This is a genomic window from Nostoc sp., from assembly GCF_036917615.1.
In the GTDB taxonomy this organism is placed as follows: domain Bacteria; phylum Cyanobacteriota; class Cyanobacteriia; order Cyanobacteriales; family Nostocaceae; genus Nostoc.
This window is the reverse complement of the sequence record NZ_JBALCZ010000026.1, coordinates 1-18,486: the sequence shown is the minus strand read 5'-3', so window position 1 is coordinate 18,486 and position 18,486 is coordinate 1. Positions and strand designations below refer to the sequence as shown.

Genomic DNA, 18,486 nt, shown 5'->3' with positions numbered 1-18,486 from the left:
TTTCGATGTGATTTAAATAAATGAAAACTGCTGTAAGAATTGTGTATGAGATGCCTAAATTATTTTTTACTAACGCTGTTCACTGCGTTTCTATGCATAGCCTTATCCCCTGTTTTGGCAAAATCTCCTATTGTCTATTCTGTTATGCAAAATTTTATCGAGCAAGGGAAGTGGGGAAAACAAGGAAATGGAGAAAACAGGCAACTGGTGAATGCTGAATCCTCTATTCCCTATTTTTTACTACGTCAGTTGCCTCAAACTCCTCCATTTCCACACGGTGTTAGCTCCCCTACTCCCTACTTCCTATTCCCCCTTAAAAGCCAAGCATCCCACACGAAAAGCTTAGTGGAACAGGGAAAAACATTATACGACAGGGGAGAGTTTACTGAAACGGCCAAAGTTTTGCAACAGGCAGCTGCTGCGTTTAGAGCCTCTAGGGATGGATTAAGGGAAGCAATGACGCTGAGTAATCTCTGTTTAGCTTATCAGCAACTTGGCTTGTGGGCTGAGGCTAAGAAAGCAATCGCTCAAAGTTTAAAATTATTACAGTCAGGGGAAAATACGGGCACTTCCGGTGAGCGAATCTCCTTCTCCTGTCGGAGACCCTGCGCGAACGGAGGAGCTGCGCTAAGGCAAATTATCGCACAAGCCCTAGATGTGCAAGGGCAGTTACAACTGGCACAAGGACAAGCACAAGCGGCTTTAACTACCTGGCAAAAAGCCGCTGATATTTATCAGCAAATAGGCGACAGGGCTAGATTAACTGGTAACCGTATTAACTCTGCACAAGCTTTGCAAGCTTTAGGGCTTTACCTTCAGGCTAACAAGATTTTAAATGAGGTACAGCAAACCCTTACAAGCCTTCCAGACTCACTTCTCGTAGCCACAGGACTGCGTAGTCTTGGCAACGTCCGCCGAGTCGTCGGTGATTTAAACGTATCACGGTTGGTGTTGGGGAAAAGTTTAGCAGTGGCAAAGCGAGTGCAATCTCCAAAAGCGATCGCTGAAGCTCAACTCAGTTTAGGCAACACAGCCCGCGCCCAGCAAGACACTGAAGCGGCTTCACAATACTACCAGCAGGCTGCTACTGTATCTGTTTCCTCGATCACACGCATTCAAGCTCACGTAAATTTACTTAGTCTACTTTTGGAAAAAAAAGAAGACAATTTGAAAGATGGATTGGCGTTGTCGTCCCAAATCCAGTCGGAAATTGGCAACTTGCCACCCAGCCGAACCTCAGTATATACTCGGATTAAGTTTGCCCAAACTCTCAGACAATTAAAAGAAAAAACTAGCCTAGATACCCCCTCATGGCTGAACATTGCCCAGCAATTGTCCACCGCTATCGAGCAGGCGCAAAGTTTACAAGACCGGCGAGCAGAATCTTATGCTCAAGGTAGTCTTGGTGAGTTGTATGAAAAAACCGGGCAGTTCTCTGATGCTCAAAACCTCACCGAGAAAGCTTTATTCATAGCGCAAAGTATTAATGCATCGGATATTGCTTATCAATGGCAATGGCAACTAGGACGCATACTGAAAAAAAAGGGAGATATAAAAGGCGCGATCGCATCCTATGATGCCGCCTATAAAACCCTTAAATCTCTGCGTGGCGATTTAGTCGCCATCAATCCAGACGTTCAGTTTTCTTTCCGAGAAAATGTTGAACCAGTGTATCGAGAGTTAGTTGAACTGCTGTTGCGTTCTGCCGTTCGCGTTGGCGCAGCCTCTGGTACAGAAGCGGAACGAAGTTCAGGCAGCAGTGCTTCTTTTGGAGAGGCTTCTCTACTTGAGGCTGACGCTCGTAGACTCGCTAACACTGACGCTTCACTATCGCTAACGCCAACGCTATCGCCCCAAGAGGGTATCAATCAAGACAATCTCAAGCAAGCTCGTGATGTAATTGAATCTCTGCAATTGGCAGAACTGGATAACTTCTTTCGGTCAGCCTGTTTAAATCCTACACAGGAACTTGATCCAGTGGTTGACAAAAAAGACCAACGAGCAGCAGTGATCTATCCGATTCTTTTGCCAGACCGCCTAGATGTTATCCTCAAGTTGCCTAATCAAGACTTGCGCCACTACAAGACTGTAATATATCAAGATCATGTGGAAAATATAATAGCAGAACTGAGGAAAAACTTACTAAGTATCACCGCGACTGTTCGGGTTCAGCAGCAGTCCCAACAGATATATGACTGGTTAATTCGACCTGCACAAACAGAATTAACCAAAAGTGGGATAAAAACCTTAGTGTTTGTACTGGATGGTGAGTTACGGAATATCCCGATGGCAGTTCTCTACGACAAACAGCAGCAGAAATATCTGGTAGAGAAATATGCGATCGCCTTAACACCGGGTTTGCAACTCCTTGATCCCAAACCTTTGCGACAGGTACAGCTAAATGCTTTAACTGCCGGAGTCAGCGAAAAACGCCCAGTCGAAGGCAGAGAATTTGCCGAATTGCAAAATGTACCAGGGGAATTAAAAAAAATCAAATCTGAGGTATCCAAGAGTGAAGAACTGTTAAATGAACAGTTTACCCAAATAAACCTGCAAAATAAGTTGCAAACAATTCCCTTCTCCGTGGTTCACCTAGCAACTCACGGTGAATTTAGTTCTGATGCTGAAAAAACCTTTATTCTCACCTGGGATAAACTGGTTAAGGTCAAGGAATTTGATAATCTACTGCGAGTTAGCGACAAAAACAGGTCTAGTGGCATTGAATTACTCGTCCTCAGTGCTTGTCAAACTGCTGAGGGAGACAAACGAGCAGCTTTGGGACTGGCTGGGATAGCTATACGGGCGGGGGTACGCAGTACACTAGCAACATTGTGGTCAATAGATGATCGCTCCACCACCGATGTAATGAGTGAGTTCTATCGACAGCTAAACGCTGGGGTGAATAAATCCGAGGCACTCCAGCGTGCCCAACTAGCTGTTTTTGCTAAGGAAAAAGCTCCATATTTCTGGGCACCCTATGTTTTAGTAGGCAATTGGCTATAATGTCCGCCAGAAACCCAGTTTCTTTAACTAATACCATTTCAGATAAACCCTGACACATCAGGACTTACGCAAACAATAGCCGAAAAGAAAGATTTTTAGGTAGGGGCAATTCATGAATTACCCTAGAGCGCGTGTAGTTTTGCGTAAGTCCTATTAACTTTAATCAGATCGTTAATAAAAGAAGCAGAACCACCCGTGAGGCGGCTGATGATATTTTGACTATTACGCTTCTCGTTTGTATGCAATACACTTTCACTTCTGTGCTTTTAGGAGAGAGGCTTTGAATCTTACCCCCCTTCCCTATAAGGGAAGGGGCTGGGGGTTAGGTCTGTATTGGACTCAACCGAGAAGCGCTATATATAAAGCGTTGTTGAAGTAAGGCTGACTACCAATGGGTAGAGAAAACTGCTCAAAACTGTGGAAAAGATTACCTCCTGATGGAGTTCCTGCTTCAATAATTCTAGTATTCCCCTCTAATTTGACAGTGGAATTATTCGGTAAAGTGCCATCAGGCGTAATTTGAGCAAAGGTGGAAATTCAGGTATGCACCACTAATAGCTAAAGAAATCATTAGCTTTAAAAGCCAGCAGGAAGTGCGTAAGTTTTCAGTCATTTGATAAATTTCCTTTAACAACAGAAATAAGTGTGACTTTTTCTACTATTTGGACAGCAGAAATTATAAATTTTTGTGAAGAAATGGCATAATTGGCAGAAAAATTCTGCTGCAACTTGGGTTATTAAATAGAGGTGATTTTACCTCTAAGGAAAAATAATTAATTGGGTGATTACTATGCCTCATTCCTTCCGGGATTTAGACCATATTAAATCAATTGTTGAGCAGGATATCACAGCTATGGAGGCTGAAAAAATCGTCGGAGAAAGCGAATGTGCTGCCGATGACTTATACTGTCAAATGAATCAACTTCCTAAGGAAGACGAGCCTCTTCCTCCCAGTCTTCTGAGTCCAACCATAAGTTTGCTGGACAAGGCAGATTTATAGTTACTAATCTCTGTGAAACTTAAAGATGAGGCGATTTTACCTCTAAGCAAAAACAATCAATTGTTGAACAGCACATCAAAGTTGTAGAGGCTGAAAAAATTGTCGCAGGAAGACCAAGTGGAAGTGTAATATCATTTCTTTGCGCCAGCCTTAATCATAAGTCTTCAAGATTATTTAGTATTTTTTAATACTATAAATCAGATACAAGTAGGTCGGCGTAAATAATTATCGTTGGGATAAGGCAGGAGGCAGGAGGGAAAAGGGTTTTAGCTTTATTTATTTTTCTTCACATAGCTTGATTTTATTGTGCCGACTTACTTAGATCCTCTGGCTGACCAAATAATTACTAATTCGTAATTCGTAATTCGTAATTAAATGGGTACAGAGCAAGCACGCTCATTAAAAATTTAGTGGTCAACTTTCCCAGTGGAGGGTACAGAGCAAACACTGATTGCAACTACGAATTACGTAGCTTGCTTCTCGCCGGAGGCGAGTATTATCAATTACGAATTATTTTGACTTTTGAATGAGTGACTTTTGACTTAAGAGAAGGGGCGGTTATACCTATTACTTTAAGGGTGAGCAAAAACGCTTAGAGCTTCACATTGCGTCGTGGTCGCAGATTAAGTATTATTGGCTTTCTTGAACATGAGAATTAGTTTTGTTTACGGTCTCGTAATTGGAGGTGTCAATCGTAAATCTTACATCCATATGATGGAGCAAGAAGCTATTGAAGCCCAAAGAACCGGACGTACTAGGGTAATTGTGCAGTCCTTTCGGCCCGATACATCGATGCCTTGAGGTACAAAAGTTATGGACAAAGTGGGAACAGATGGGTTTGTACGTCTTCTTTTTACCCAAGTATTGCTCGAAGATGAATCCAATTAAATTGGAATGGCAACACTTGAAAAAAGATGAGCTATCTGGGCGAATATTTGATGATGAATTCAACAAGTGCTTATGCCGTAATTGATGGCGTTCAAGCTAGAGGAAAAAGGTAACTACAGTACAGCGCGTATAAAATTTACCTCTAATTCTTCTGCTTAACTTTTCGTTACATAGTTGGGAATTTTTCCGCCCACCTACTTAGTAACTATTAATAGGCGCGGATCTGATCTTTCCCAAGGCGATCGTATTTGCATTAAATGGTCGTAAGCTTGCAATTCACTTTGTTGCAACATCCCCAGATATGACTTTTTTGTGGATGGCCAAGCCTACAGGAGCGCACAATGCCATTAACTAGCTTTGTTAAAGCGAGTTGTCATTGTGGCGATCGCGGTGGGTGTTGCTGGGCTGAAATAGCCAGTTGTAGTAGATGTGAATCTAGTTCATCTTGTTCGGGATGATGCATTTGAGACTCCAAAAACGAAAGTGAATCTCTATTTTTCTCTCGCTCTCCAGCCCGAAATTTTACGCAAAACAATTGTTTTCGTCACGAATGTTTACATTTAGAGGTTTTAACCGACACAATTTCCCCACTGGCACAGAATTCATGGCTTTAGAGGATGTTTGGTAAAGTTTTGTAATAAAAATCCGCCACTTCGCAGAAAAAAAGTCGCAATAGCAAGAGAAACAAGTAGAACAACGCATCAGTAAATCAATGAGATCAACAAAAACTTGTTCTTCCCTAACTTGAGATTTGCACTGACACAGTGGTGAAATCGCTATGAGGAATAAAGTTGATGCACAGATGGGGAATGGTTAATTGTTAGTAGTTCGTTCTCCTTGACTACAAACAACTAAATAACTAATAACTATACTGTTGGAGAAGGCAATGAAAAAGATTTTAGTGATTGAAAATCAGGCAGAAAGCCGAGATATATTTTTAGACAGGTTGGAGATAGAAGGGTTTGAAGCGATCGCTGCGGAAAACGGCGTTGTTGGCATTCAGAAGGCACAAGAATGTTTGCCAGATTTAGTGATTTGCGACATTCTGATCCCGAAACTTGATGGTTATGGTGTCTTAAGAACGCTACGTCAAAACCTTGCTACAGCGATTATTCCGTTTATATTTCTTACCGCTCAGGCTACTCAGGCTGAGGTTCGTCAAGGCATGAATTTGGGAGCTGATGACTATCTGATCAAGCCGTTTACGGTAGAAGAAGTGATCAGGGCAATTACTGCTCGACTAGAAAAACAGGCAATTCTCCGACAGTGGTACACTGCACAGTCTGAGTACTTGAAAACACCATCTACAGCTAATACTGAGAAATCGGTAGATCCGCATTTAATCTTTCCTAACTGCTCCCAACTGAGTAAAGTCTTCGACTTTATAGAAATTAATTTTCATCAGCCTATTGGCTTATGTGATGTGGCTCTTGCAGTTGGTTACTCTCCAGCTTATCTCACCAGCCAGGTGAGACGCTTGACGGGACGCACAGTCAACCGTTGGATTGTTGATCGCCGGATGGCAGAGGTATGCTTTTTACTTCAAAAGACCGACCAGCCAGTAGATGCGATCGCCCAGGCTGTAGGCTATCAGAATGCGGTTCATTTCTTCCGTCAGTTTCGCCAATATAATGGAACTACGCCCCAAGCTTGGCGCAACGCCCAACGTATTCAACACAACGCCAAGCAGAATTGAAAGAATTGTTAGTCTTACGAAAAGATTGTACATTGTGTCCAAATCTAGTGTTTCCTACACTATGGAGATATTGCTATGTCTGAACAGATAATTCAGCTACAAAGCAGATATGAAAACGAAGCACTTGCATCAGCTTTTTTACCCACCTAGCTGGTCTATCAGAACTAAACTTTCGGTAGCACTGCTTTGTGTAGCGCTCATCCCGATGAGCTTCACTACCTATCACAACTTGCAACAGAGTCTTAAGAGTGCAGAGGAGAGGGAATACCGCAAACTGGAACTTTTAGCTACCAGTAACGCTAGTCGCCTCGACCAACTAATCATTGACATCCAGCGCGTTGCCGTCCAAATCAGTACAGATAAGGATGTGGTGGGTTTCTTTGCTTCTACCATGCCCCAGAAGCAAACGGTTTTCCACTCCTCGATGCAGCGATCGCTAGACAATGTTTTTCGCTCTAACCCTGACTATGATCTAGTTTATGTTATGGATAGAGCGGGCCGCTGCCTCGCTGCCACCGATCCAACATTCATTGGTCAAAACTACGCGTTTCGGGAATACTTTCAACAGTCACTTCAGGGACGCCCTTACGTTTCTAGCATTCTGATTGGTACAACGAGCGGACGGCCAGGCATTTACTTTTCTAACCCTGTGCGGTCTGAGGACGGCACAATTGTAGGGGTGGCAGTCTTAAAGATTAAGGGACAGGACATCTGGGCGATTGTGAATGCTCTACAGGCAGGCTCTCTTAGTGATGCCTTTCTGATTGACGAGCATGAAGTTATCATCAGCCATTCCGATAAATCCCTGCTTTACCATAGCCTAACCCCCTTACCGTTAGAGAAACTCAAGCAAATTGAGACTGATCGGCAATATGGCCTCAATCAGATTAAAAGCCTAGAAATTCCAGAGTTAGCTACGGTGATGGTGAGAGCGAAACAGCCTGGTCATACAAATTATTATTCCCCGTCAGAGCAGATGCGCCAAATGATCGGCTTTGCACCTTTAAATGAGGAACCTTGGGTTTTGGGCGTTAACAAACCAATCGCCCAGTTTACCGCTCCCCTTAATCGTCTGATCTGGCAAAATAGCCTGAGCTTAATAGCAGTGGGAGCGATCGCCGCGATTATAGCGCTGGGAACAGCGCGAAGTATTGCCAAACCGATTCGTGTCCTCACAAAAGCAGCGAAAGCACTAGTGCAGGAAGACGATTTCGATACTCAAAAATTAATTGAGGCGGGAAATGCAACTGACGACATCGGTCAATTGGTGCGTGTTTTTCTAGAGATGTCTCAAGAGGTGAAGGCGCGAGAGCAGAAGCTGAAACAGCAAATGATGGAACTGCACGTTGAGATTGACCAAGCCAAAAGAGCTAGTCAGGTAGCCGAAATTACTGAGACAGATTACTTTCAACAGTTGCACAAAACCCCATATAGCTGCTTGGGAGGAGTATACAACTGCTAGTAAAGAGATAGGAGCCTTTGAAGCACTCAGACGCGTATTGGTGCAGTTAAGGTTTCCCATCCAAGAAGGTATCAGTCAGACTGAGGTATATCGTTCTGCTACCCGCAAAGGTGTATCGGTGGATGATATGGCTGAAGCAACTGGTTTGCTTTTAAAGCAACCAGAAAAACTGCAATTAGAGGTGCATCAAAGTTTGGCTGGAGCCATCCCAGTTTTGCTAACTGGGAACCGAGAAGATTTTGTATCTTTGGTACAAGCGCTAACAATGCGGAATGAACCGAGTTTAGTCCCTGCTTCTATGGGAGCCTGCATAGTTGTCGGTTTCAACAATTGGGATCGGATTCATCGATATCGCAAACAATGGCAACAAAATTTTGCTAATTGCTCTGAAGATGAATGGATAGAAGAGTTTAAACGGCTCATCCCGCAAAAGGAGCTTTATCAGGATGAGCTCATTATTCTGAGTGACGGTGATTATAGCAATGTTTCAGCCAGCGACATCGGACTATTGAAACAGGAATGGCGGCGTTTATCGCTGACAATTCGGCTGGAACATGAATTTACTCACTACTTCACCCGTCGTTTGTTTAATTCAATGCGTAACAACCTGCTTGACGAACTGATTGCCGACTACAGAGGCATTGTGGCGGCTATAGGACATTATCGGACTGACTGGTTCTTGCGCTTTTTGGGGCTGGAGTCGTTTCCAGATTATCGGCAGGGGGGTAGATTACAAAATTATCGGGGTCAACCGCCACTTTCAGATGGAGCTTTTAAAATTTTACAGATTTTAGTGAAGAATGCCGCTGAAAATTTGCAGCGTTTTGATGCTTTGAATGGAAATTTAGACCAAACCGACACAACTACTTCACACCAATTAACAGATAAATCTAATCGCCAAACTCTGATTTTAATCGCTCTAACCTGTCTGACATTGGAAGAATTGGCTTCAGAGGAGGCGAACTTGCGTATCCAAAAGAACATGGATCAATTTTATGACAGAAGTTTTACTCAAGGAATTAAGTAATAGCGATATCAATTGGATGATTACTACAGGTCTTCAGAGGGAGATAGCTGCTGGTACTGTAATAATCCAAGAAGGAAAAGCTACCGATACTCTACATCTGGTACTCGATGGAGCTTTGGTAGTTACTGTTTCTCAAGCTGATAACAATCCTCTAGGTCGTGCTTTTGCAGCTATAGAGGGCGACGAAATCAAAGAGCGGGAAATTGCGAGGTTATCAAGCGGTGAGATAGTGGGAGAAATCCCGTTTATTAATGTACGCCCAACTGCTGCAACCGTGAGGGCTGCTGAAAAATCCCTTGTGATTTCGATTCCCCAGCAGGAATTGGCGGTGAAATTGCAGATGGATGTCGGTTTTGCTTGCCGTTTTTATCGAGCGATCGCAATTCTACTTTCAAACAGAATAACTCAACTTGGTCGTAATAAACTTGTTCAAAGAGAAGCGCTTAGAGATATGCTGTTTGTTTTGGGACAATTGCATGATAGTGACATCGATTGGCTGATTGCTACAGGAACTAGCCAAAAAATTGCCGCTAACACAGTACTCATCGGTGAGGGAGGGCCTGTGGATGCGCTGTATATCCTCCTAGATGGAACAATGACAGTTTCTGTTTCTGAGGATGAACGCAATCCTTTAACTCGCGCCTTTGCAGCTTTAGAAGGTGAGGAAACTAGAAGCAGAGAGATAGCAAAATTATCAAAGGGCGAAATCGTGGGAGAAACAGCTTTCATTGATACCCGTTTGCCTTTTGCAACTGTCAGGGCTACTGGAAACTCGCTTGTGCTATTAATTCCTCGACAACAATTAGCAGCAAAATTACAGCAGGATATAGGTTTTGCGTCTCGATTTTATCAAGTGATTGCCACCCTGCTTGCAAATCGCCTACAGAAAATGTTTAGTCGGCTTGGTTATGGCAGACGCATTTATAGCAAAGGTCAGCCACTCGATGAAAATGTTGAATATGAGGATCAACTGGATTCTCATGTTTTAGATGGCATGGCATTAGCTGGAACAAAATTTGATTGGATGTTGAGCCGTTTAAGAAATTCCTCGGACTGATATTGACGAGTTTCTCAAACAGAAGTAGTTTCACAGACAAATTTTTGTAAAATAGGCTCTGTTAAAAACAGCTAGCCTATCTTTTTATTAATTAAGTTTAAATCGAATTTATAAATTTTTTAACTTATGACACAATCAATCGATAAAATAAATCAAAAAAAACGTTAGTTCTATCAAAAGACTGTGCAGTGTTATTTATTTTGATTAGTCTTACTCTTTAAATTATCAACCTTAATTATTCCAAACGGTAAGGAGCAACAAATGAGTACAGCAATGACTAAAAGAGAAATCGAAGAGAAAATTATTGCTCGTGCTTGGCAAGATGCGTCGTTCAAGCAGAAGTTACTCAGCAACCCTCGGGCTGCTTTTGAAAAAGAAGGTATCCCTCTACCTCAGAGCATTGAACTCAAGGTTGTTGAGGAAAGCTCCAACACTCTATACTTTGTTCTACCTATACAGCCCAGTGAAACAGGGGAACTGTCCGAGGCAGAACTAGAATCTGTCGCAGGAGGATCCTGGGGTGGTGCCGATGATAACGGGAGTAACAATAATGTTAGTACTAACTCTCCTACTAACTCTCCTTGTTGTAGTTGATACTGGCAGTGAAGTTTCTTGTGTTGGACAGTAATCGAACTTAGTTGCCTATCAGGAATCTGCGAATTATTAAGAACGTTAGGGGGATGAGTAAACAGATCTTAAATATAGATAAGTTCATCTCATCCTACCCTCCTTGGTTTTCTTTATACTCTGATTTTTAAGTTGATTAAGGATTAGTAATTATGACCAATTCGCTAAAAAATGCGCTACAGGTTGCTGGCTCTTGCCTAGATGACGAACTTGTTTCTTATGAGGCTCTTTTCCACATTAGTCAAATAGCAAATTTACTACCAACTATTCCCACTGTATCAGAAGCTGGTTTTGAATGTCACTTGGGTTCATCTGCATCAAGAGCAGACTTCTTAGCAGCTTTCACTACCTTTAATAATGGTAGGGAGGCTTTAGTTGATTGTTGTGAGCCTCTAGTAAGCTCACTCTGCGTTAATCCTGTTTGGAGCCGTGTACATGATTTTTGTACTCACTGGGTAGACATAAAATCTTCTCTATATAAAAATGTAGGCAATGTATGGCTAGAGTTTGATGTAGATGGACAGCTTTCAGAAGTTCCAGAGCCTAGTTTATTCTTCGCCCCTAGAGGCATTAAGGAAGAGGAAAAGCAGCTGTCTTTACCTAACGGCATTTCTTGTACAAATAACTGGGTTACTGATGAAGCGCTCAGGTTATTGTTTGGCAACTCCTTACCAGATCAAGTTAAAAAACAATTGCTAACTTGTTTTGCATCACTACCTCATGGTGGGGAAGTTTTTCAAATTGGTGTGATGCTGCCCAGAAAATCTGAATCCCAGGCTATAAGATTATGTGTAAAAGGTATTGCCAAAGAGCAGATATTAGCATATTTGAGAAATATAGGCTGGTCAGGTTCTATCAATCAATTGAGTTCTACTTTATCTGAATTATCTAGTTTTGTTGATGATATAAAACTTAATTTTGCTGTTGAGGATACCGTCTTTCCCAAAATTGGATTTGAGTGTTATTTCAATAAGCAACCTAAAAATACACCTAAATGGCAGTTATTTTTGGATTACTTAGTAAGACATCAATTGTGTACTTTAGAAAAAGCTAATGCACTCTTAAACTGGCCTGGATATTCAGAAGAAAAGTGTCATCAAGAACTGTGGCCGAGTAACTTTGCTAAAGCATCTGCATTTGTTTCTCCTAGCTTAAAAAGTACTATTGTCAGACTCTTGCATCACATCAAGATTGTTTATCAACCCGATCAACCTCTACAGGCAAAAGCATATCTATGGTTTAGTCATCGTTGGCTTGCTCCTAATGGTTTCCTTAAAAATAATTAGAGAAGCTCGAACAGATACCTCTGCTGAGGCTAAGGCATATTGTCGGTAGCAAAAGAAGGAGTTTTAAAATGCTAGTGTCGGAAATTTTATATGCACTTCCCGCTTCTTTAGAGTGGATGGTTCTGTTCAACCTGTCTGCTGTCAGACCTTTGACTGAAGATACAATTGTCAGACAAATGTTCTTTTTGCCAAAAGACGTAGAACTAAATTTCTACAGCCATGTAGTTTTGACTAGTAGTGGTAGATTCTTGGCTCCCGATCGAGGAGCAGAACTGATTGATCCGTGCAGTAATCATACATGGTCGATCGCTAATACAGATGCCTCACTGCGCGATCGCTTTTCTAGTCAACTGTCACTTTTTCAAGTGGATGAAGCAGATTGTCTCGGTCTTGGTGAAAAGGCCCCTTTTCCACCAGTCTTACTTTATCTCCAAATTAAATCGGGATATGGGGAAGCAAAGGCGATCTTTGATCGAGAGCCTTCTCAAGCCGATTATGAACTGCTCAAGGCAGTAGGGGTGAAATTTTTAGGTGGCTATCAACAGGGTTCACATTATGTAGCCCAGTTTCAGAATCGGCTACCAGTCCATATACACGCTGGAATTCTAGCGCACTTCACCACAACTGGGAATTGCAATCTATTTTTCCTCCAACATGGTTCCATAGATCCTCAACTGAAAGCAGGTTTGCTTAAAGCTGCTGAAAATAGGGTGACTTTGGTAAGAAATCTTTGTTTGAAAGCGGTTGTACAGCTTAGTAATGAAGCCTGTTATCAGCCTATGGCGATGACCTGTTACCCTCCTCCACCAGCAGAACCTTCTCCATTAGGTGACCTCGTTCCGCTCGGATTTCTCTTGAAAGCACTGAATATAGATGCTTCCGACTCATCAACTGCAATCCGCCACTCACTGAGTAGTCTGCTGCTAAACAAGCGTCAAGGTCATCTTTGGTCATTTCATACAAATTGTTTAACGACCTCAACTGACTCTGTGCTTGTGCTACAGGGTTTTGACCCTCCTGAAGCTGTGGAAGCGTTGGAAATTTTTGCAGACGGGCGCGGTGGTTATTATCCTCAACTCTGGTCTCAAAACCAGCAACCTGGAAAGATGACGATCAATGACGGGAATCGGCACTGGTGTCAACCTGATTATGCTACCACCTGTCTTGTCAGAGCGTTGAGGAGTGAGGTTGGGCTAACTACTAAAACCACGACCGACTACTTAGCAGCAGGCTTTGAAACTAGAAGCGGACTTTATTTTGCTAATCCGTACATGGTTGACTGGGCATTGGCTTGTGCTCTTAATAAAGACGAGTCAGCAGTAGAACTGAAGCACAAACTGCTTGCAGATATCTTAGCCAGCATGAATGATGACTACTCTTTTGGCGTTTATGATGTAGCGATGTCTACAGCATTTGCTATCCTCAGCTTGGCTGCTCTTGACTCTCGTGGCAGAACTATGCGGTTAGCTCAACTTAGACTATTAGATTTCATCGAACCCCAAGGTACATTACCAGCAGCAACTCCTTTTTATTCCACATTGCTAATCAACCATCAACGTATCTCGCCTAACAAATTGTTCAAATTATTACTTAGCGAGCGCCAAAAACAAATTATCCAAATTAACGACCAATATCACGGAATTTCTTACTACGTTGATAGCTATCGGATGATTGCTACAGCAGTGGCTGCCCTCGCCTTGGACGAAAAGTGCTGTTCGACTAACCGTGATAGAGATTTGATTCATATGACACGAATAGAAAGTCATCCTCGTTATCAATGTCCTAGCCATTCAGAATATATTGCTAAATTCGCGCTTCCTCCCTATTTATCAGCAGGTACATATAAACTATGCTTTGCCAAGGCACTTTAACAGCGACTATTCCTTTCGTATTAGAGGGTGTTTGCAAATCCTCTTAGAGGGTTTCTGGTAATGCAGCAGTGGTTTTAGCTTTTCCCACTGCTTATCACAATAGTTAATAATAAAGGAGTAGATGATGATTAATACACATACTAAAAGTAATTTCCAAGTTCTTAGCGATGATAGTTTAACTATTGATAATACTGGAAAAATCTCGCCAAGGGATACCCAGGATAAAAAATTGATGAAGATGGGCATATCAAATTACTACTTTCAGCTCATCATATTACCTACGGAAAAGTGTAACTTTCGCTGCACCTACTGTTATGAAGACTTTGCAGCAGGACGGATGAAGCAAGAAACTATTCTTGGAATTCAAGCCTTACTAGAAAGTCGCTGCGCTGATTTAAGGTATTTGAATATTTCATGGTTTGGTGGTGAACCTCTCACTGCTAAAGATATTGTCTTAGAAATTTCTGAATACGCTATGTCGCTAGCCTATAGGTATCCCAAATTGCGTTATATAGGTGATATGACGACAAATGCATACTTGTTAGATTACAAGACAGTTGCTATTTTAGCAAATGTTGGTGTACGAGAATATCAAATTTCCCTTGATGGACCTCGTGAGGTACATGACAAAAGCCGAATCCGTGCGGATGGCAGCAGCACATATGACAGAATTTGGGCTAATTTACTAGCAATCCGCGATAGCTCATTATCAGTTTCTATTATCTTGCGTATCCACTTTACCGCTGATACTTTTAAACTCATTAACCCGCTAATTGAGGATATTAGAAGAGAATTTCTACATGATTCGAGATTTGGTATTTTCTTCAAGGCAATTGAACGCCTTGGTGGACCTAACGATGCATCAATAAAAATATTTTCAGAGGCAGAGAAAGAGGAAGCAGTTAAATCTCTAAAAACCAAATTGTTTGGCGAAAATCTTGCATCATCACAAAATGTCTCTGTGTCGGATAATACTGTCTGTTACGCATCACGACCCAACTCCTTGGTAATTCGCTCTAATGGTGATGTCGGAAAGTGTACAGTAGCTCTCTACGATGAGCGCAATAAGATTGCTTCTTTACAGCCGGATGGCACGCTGAGGCTAATACCAGGTCGTCTTGCTCCTTGGGTGCGTGGTATTGAAACCCTTGATCCGACTACACTAGGCTGTCCCCTTGTGAATCTACCATAAAACAACCAAGCTACTTCTGATTCCAAGCTTATTTCATTCTCTAAAGTCTCAAGCTGTAGAGACGTGATTAATCGCGTCTCTACGTTTGGCAAAAACTAACTATTCATAACTTTTTAGTCCATTAAAGCCTATTAAAATGACACCATAAATGGTTGAACAAAAGCAAAGCTTATTTCGCAAAGAGTCACTGGAGCGTTTATCTTCTCCTGAAAGGCTAGACCAACTTATGCAGGTGGTTAACCTCAAAAGCTGGTTGCCTTTAACCGCCTTGGGTTCCTTGGTAGCAGTTGCCGTGGTTTGGAGTGTTTATGGACGCATTCCGATTACCGTGGAGGGTCAAGGGGTACTGATTTATCCACGCAACGTTATGCCATTGCAATCGAAAAGTGCAGGGCAGTTACTTGCTTTGAATATTAATGTTGGGGATGTGGTCAAGAAGGGAGACGTACTGGCAACGCTTGACCAAGTTGACCTGCGTAAGCAATTACAACTAGCACGGGCTAAACTAGTCCAACTAGAGGGGCAGGATCGCAACGCTAGCTTGTTACAAGGGCAGCGTCAGCAGCTTGACACAAAGGCAATCCAAGAGCAACGCTTGTCTCTTGAGCAAAGACTCAAGATTGTGCAGGATTTGACACCTGTGTTGAGGGAGAAAGGGCTGGTGTCAATAGAGCGCAATCGCCTGAACCTACAGCGACGCTTGCAGACACTCCAAGGGCTACTTCCTACCCACAAAAAGAGACTAGAGAATCGTCAGAGACTGTTAACACAGGGAGCGATTCCTGATGATGTGGTGTTAGAGGCGCGGCAACAATACGAAGATGCCCGTGCAAGCATTGATGATGCTGAATCTCAGTTGAAGCAACTAGATGTTAAGGAAGCGGATGCACAACAGCAATACCTCTCAAACCTGAACGAAATCAAAAACATCCAAGCCCAGTTGCAAGAACAAAACAGTAAAGCAGCCTACTCTCGCTCAAGAAGATTTGCAAACTGCAACTACCCGCAAAAACGAGATTCAAGAAGTCAAACGAGAGATTGCCAAACTCGAACAGCAACTAGGCAATAACAGCCAGATTATCTCTCAACACTCAGGACGTGTTCTAGAAATCACTGTTAGTCCTGGACAGGTCATTGATGCCGGAACCCGTTTGGGGAGCATAGACGCGGAAACTTCATCTAGCAAGCTGGTTGGTATAACCTATTTTCCGGTTGGGGAAGGTAAGAAAATTCAACAAGGTATGACGATTCAAATTACGCCCCAAACTGTGAAGCGGGAACGCTTTGGCGGTATCGTTGGTACTATCACCACTGTCTCACCATTTCCTATTACCAGGGAAGCAGCCGCTAGTGTAGTGGGTAATTCAGAAGTGGTGACAGGTTTGGTGGGTGAGAAGCAAGAGGGAGTCATGCAAGTATTTGCTGACTTGCAGCCAGATTCTACCACATTCAGTGGCTACAAGTGGTCTTCTTCCTATGGGCCGCAACTAAAAATCTCTTCTGGAACTACTACAGTTGTTCGCGTCAAAGTCGAAGAACGCGCTCCAATTACGTTTGTTTTACCGATTCTGAGGTCGATCAGTGGTATCTATTAATCCTTCATTAGCAACACCGATTAATCCTTTGCAACAGTTGCAACTGCTGCTGCAACGTCCAAGCAAGCGGATAAAAACCCCGACAGTTTTGCAAATGGAGGCTGTGGAATGTGGTGCTGCTGCTTTGGGAATTATTTTAGGTTACTACAAACGAATTGTACCACTGCCAGAACTCAGAAGAGAGTGCGGAGTTTCCCGCGATGGCAGTAAGGCTTCTAATGTGCTGAAAGCTGCTAGAAACTACGGGCTTCAAGCAAAAGGTTTTAAAAAGGAACTGGATCAACTTTCAGATGTGCGCCCTCCCTATATTGTGTTTTGGAACTTCAACCACTTCTTGGTAGTGGAGGGATTTGGGAACAAGTCGGTCTATCTGAATGACCCTGCTGCTGGGCCCCGAAAAGTGTCCCGACAGGAATTTGACGAGGGGTATACCGGGGTGGTGCTGGTCATGGAACCAAGCCAGGAGTTTCAGCAAGGCGGGCGTAAACCAAGCCTGATTTTATCTTTGTGGGAGCGGCTACAGGGCGCTACAGGGGCGCTGATTTACTGTATGATAGCGGGATTTATGTTAACAATCGTGGGGCTGGCAGTACCCGTATTTAGCCAAATATTTGTAGACGAAATCCTGGTTCAGCAACGATACCACTGGCTGCGTCCACTGCTTTTAGCAATGGCGATCGCCACTGTACTTCAAGGGTCACTAACACTACTGCGGTTGCGATATCTGCGTCGCTTAAAAGTCAAGCTATCTGTAGGGATGTCCAGCCGTTTTCTCTGGCATATTCTACGTTTACCTGTTAGTTTTTACGCCCAAAGATTTGCAGGAGAAATTAGTAACCGCACCAGTCTTAATGACCAAGTTGCTGATGTGCTTTCGGGGAAGTTGGCAACTACAGCGATCGATACGGTGATGGTAATTATTTACGCGCTGGTTATGCTCCAATATGACAAAGTATTGACCTTGGTTGTAGTCTGCTTTGCTGCCGTAAATGTCTTGACCCTGCAATTAATCTCCCGTCAGCGCATAGATGCAAATCAGCGCTTAATCCAAGAATATGGCAAAGCTGCTGGGGCATCTATAGCTGCTCTCCAAAGTATAGAAACCATCAAGGCATCTGGGTTGGAGTCAGATTTCTTTTCTCGATGGTCAGGTTATTACACTAAAGCAATTAATTCCCAGCAGGAATTAGGAGTGACGAACCAGACTTTCTCTGTATTACCAACGCTTCTATCTTCGCTCTCATCTATGGCTTTGTTGATTGTAGGTGGTTTACGGGTAATGGATGGACACCTCAGCATTGGGATGCTCGTAGCTTTTCAAGGGCTAATGCAGAGCTTTCTGCTGCCTGTCAACAATCTTGTTAGCTTTGGCAGTACTCTCCAAGAAATGGAGGGCAATTTGATTCGCCTAGATGATGTGTTGGATAATCAGGTAGATGGAGCAGGGGGAGCACAGGAAGATAATACTCTTTCATCTGCTTGTCTACAGGGGTACGTTGAGCTAAAGAATATTAGCTTTGGCTATAATCGCTTGGAGGCTCCCCTGATCGAAAACTTTAACCTCTCGATTAAGCCTGGACAGCGAGTAGCTTTAGTAGGTGGGAGCGGTTCTGGCAAATCTACCATTGCCAAAGTGGTAAGCGGGCTTTATGAACCTTGGGAGGGAGAAATTTGCTTTGATGGTAAACCGAATGGCACTAAGAAAAGCTCTAACCTATACTCCATAATGATTACAGGCATTAATGCCTTAAGAGCAGTGGACGCTTTGCTGCGATCGCTATT

13 protein-coding genes and 1 pseudogene are annotated in these 18,486 nt (G+C 42.9%); 13 read left to right on the top strand and 1 reads right to left on the bottom strand.

What is annotated here, in order from left to right:
• Window positions 1–144 precede the first annotated feature (144 nt).
• Window positions 145–3,003 (top strand): CHAT domain-containing protein, encoded by a 2,859-nt coding sequence (locus V7K85_RS08555; protein WP_334812703.1) that lies wholly within the window; start codon window positions 145–147, stop codon window positions 3,001–3,003.
• A 339-nt stretch (window positions 3,004–3,342) separates the two neighbouring features.
• On the opposite strand, the gene V7K85_RS08550 is transcribed toward V7K85_RS08555, so the two are convergent.
• Window positions 3,343–3,522: a two-partner secretion domain-containing protein gene (locus V7K85_RS08550; RefSeq protein WP_334812972.1), complete on the bottom strand. Its 180-nt coding sequence runs from the start codon at window positions 3,520–3,522 to the stop codon at window positions 3,343–3,345.
• 271 nt (window positions 3,523–3,793) lie between these two features.
• Between V7K85_RS08550 and V7K85_RS08545 the strand changes: the two genes are divergently transcribed.
• From V7K85_RS08545 to V7K85_RS08495, 12 genes and pseudogenes are all read left to right on the top strand, one after another.
• On the top strand, window positions 3,794–4,003 hold the full coding sequence (locus tag V7K85_RS08545; protein ID WP_334812701.1) for a hypothetical protein: 210 nt from the start codon (window positions 3,794–3,796) through the stop codon (window positions 4,001–4,003).
• 763 nt (window positions 4,004–4,766) lie between these two features.
• Window positions 4,767–4,976, top strand: a complete 210-nt coding sequence (locus tag V7K85_RS36420; protein WP_442940558.1) for a transposase — start codon at window positions 4,767–4,769, stop codon at window positions 4,974–4,976.
• Window positions 4,977–5,777: 801 nt separating this feature from the next.
• A complete protein-coding gene (locus tag V7K85_RS08540; RefSeq protein WP_334812700.1) occupies window positions 5,778–6,587 on the top strand; it encodes a response regulator transcription factor in 810 nt (269 codons plus the stop codon).
• 109 nt (window positions 6,588–6,696) lie between these two features.
• Window positions 6,697–8,049 carry a PDC sensor domain-containing protein gene (locus tag V7K85_RS08535; protein ID WP_334812698.1) on the top strand — a complete coding sequence of 451 codons (1,353 nt, stop codon included), beginning with the start codon at window positions 6,697–6,699 and terminating at the stop codon, window positions 8,047–8,049.
• Window positions 7,979–9,076: a DUF7005 family protein gene (locus V7K85_RS08530; protein WP_442940564.1), complete on the top strand. Its 1,098-nt coding sequence runs from the start codon at window positions 7,979–7,981 to the stop codon at window positions 9,074–9,076. The genes V7K85_RS08535 and V7K85_RS08530 overlap by 71 nt, the downstream gene beginning before the upstream one ends.
• Complete coding sequence (locus V7K85_RS08525; protein ID WP_334812694.1) at window positions 9,045–10,133, top strand: cyclic nucleotide-binding domain-containing protein; 1,089 nt, start codon at window positions 9,045–9,047, stop codon at window positions 10,131–10,133. Before V7K85_RS08530 ends, V7K85_RS08525 begins: the two co-directional genes overlap by 32 nt.
• 273 nt (window positions 10,134–10,406) lie before the next feature.
• Complete coding sequence (locus V7K85_RS08520; protein WP_334812692.1) at window positions 10,407–10,727, top strand: NHLP leader peptide family RiPP precursor; 321 nt, start codon at window positions 10,407–10,409, stop codon at window positions 10,725–10,727.
• 185 nt (window positions 10,728–10,912) lie between these two features.
• The gene (locus V7K85_RS08515) at window positions 10,913–12,046 is read left to right on the top strand and encodes a hypothetical protein (RefSeq protein WP_334812690.1); all 1,134 of its coding nucleotides are present in this window, start codon (window positions 10,913–10,915) and stop codon (window positions 12,044–12,046) included.
• Between the two features lie 68 nt (window positions 12,047–12,114).
• Entirely contained in the window at window positions 12,115–13,917 is a 1,803-nt protein-coding gene (locus tag V7K85_RS08510; RefSeq protein WP_334812688.1) for a hypothetical protein, read from the top strand.
• Between the two features lie 121 nt (window positions 13,918–14,038).
• Window positions 14,039–15,109, top strand: coding sequence for a radical SAM protein (locus V7K85_RS08505; RefSeq protein WP_334812686.1), 1,071 nt, complete (start codon window positions 14,039–14,041; stop codon window positions 15,107–15,109).
• Between the two features lie 148 nt (window positions 15,110–15,257).
• Window positions 15,258–16,704 (top strand): annotated as a pseudogene (locus V7K85_RS08500) (NHLP bacteriocin system secretion protein).
• The coding region (locus V7K85_RS08495) for an NHLP family bacteriocin export ABC transporter peptidase/permease/ATPase subunit (RefSeq protein ID WP_334812684.1) at window positions 16,691–18,486 on the top strand (1,796 nt) is incomplete at its 3' end. The pseudogene V7K85_RS08500 and the gene V7K85_RS08495, both read left to right, overlap by 14 nt.

What these genes read in the sequence shown, in the direction of transcription:
- V7K85_RS08510 (WP_334812688.1), top strand. Translation starts at nt 12,115, where the DNA reads ATGCTAGTGTCGGAAATTTTATATGCACTTCCCGCTTCTTTAGAGTGG.
- V7K85_RS08555 (WP_334812703.1), top strand. Translation starts at nt 145, where the DNA reads ATGCAAAATTTTATCGAGCAAGGGAAGTGGGGAAAACAAGGAAATGGA.
- V7K85_RS08545 (WP_334812701.1), top strand. Translation starts at nt 3,794, where the DNA reads ATGCCTCATTCCTTCCGGGATTTAGACCATATTAAATCAATTGTTGAG.
- V7K85_RS08505 (WP_334812686.1), top strand. Translation starts at nt 14,039, where the DNA reads ATGATGATTAATACACATACTAAAAGTAATTTCCAAGTTCTTAGCGAT.
- V7K85_RS08520 (WP_334812692.1), top strand. Translation starts at nt 10,407, where the DNA reads ATGACTAAAAGAGAAATCGAAGAGAAAATTATTGCTCGTGCTTGGCAA.
- V7K85_RS08535 (WP_334812698.1), top strand. Translation starts at nt 6,697, where the DNA reads ATGAAAACGAAGCACTTGCATCAGCTTTTTTACCCACCTAGCTGGTCT.
- V7K85_RS08525 (WP_334812694.1), top strand. Translation starts at nt 9,045, where the DNA reads ATGACAGAAGTTTTACTCAAGGAATTAAGTAATAGCGATATCAATTGG.
- V7K85_RS08540 (WP_334812700.1), top strand. Translation starts at nt 5,778, where the DNA reads ATGAAAAAGATTTTAGTGATTGAAAATCAGGCAGAAAGCCGAGATATA.
- V7K85_RS08515 (WP_334812690.1), top strand. Translation starts at nt 10,913, where the DNA reads ATGACCAATTCGCTAAAAAATGCGCTACAGGTTGCTGGCTCTTGCCTA.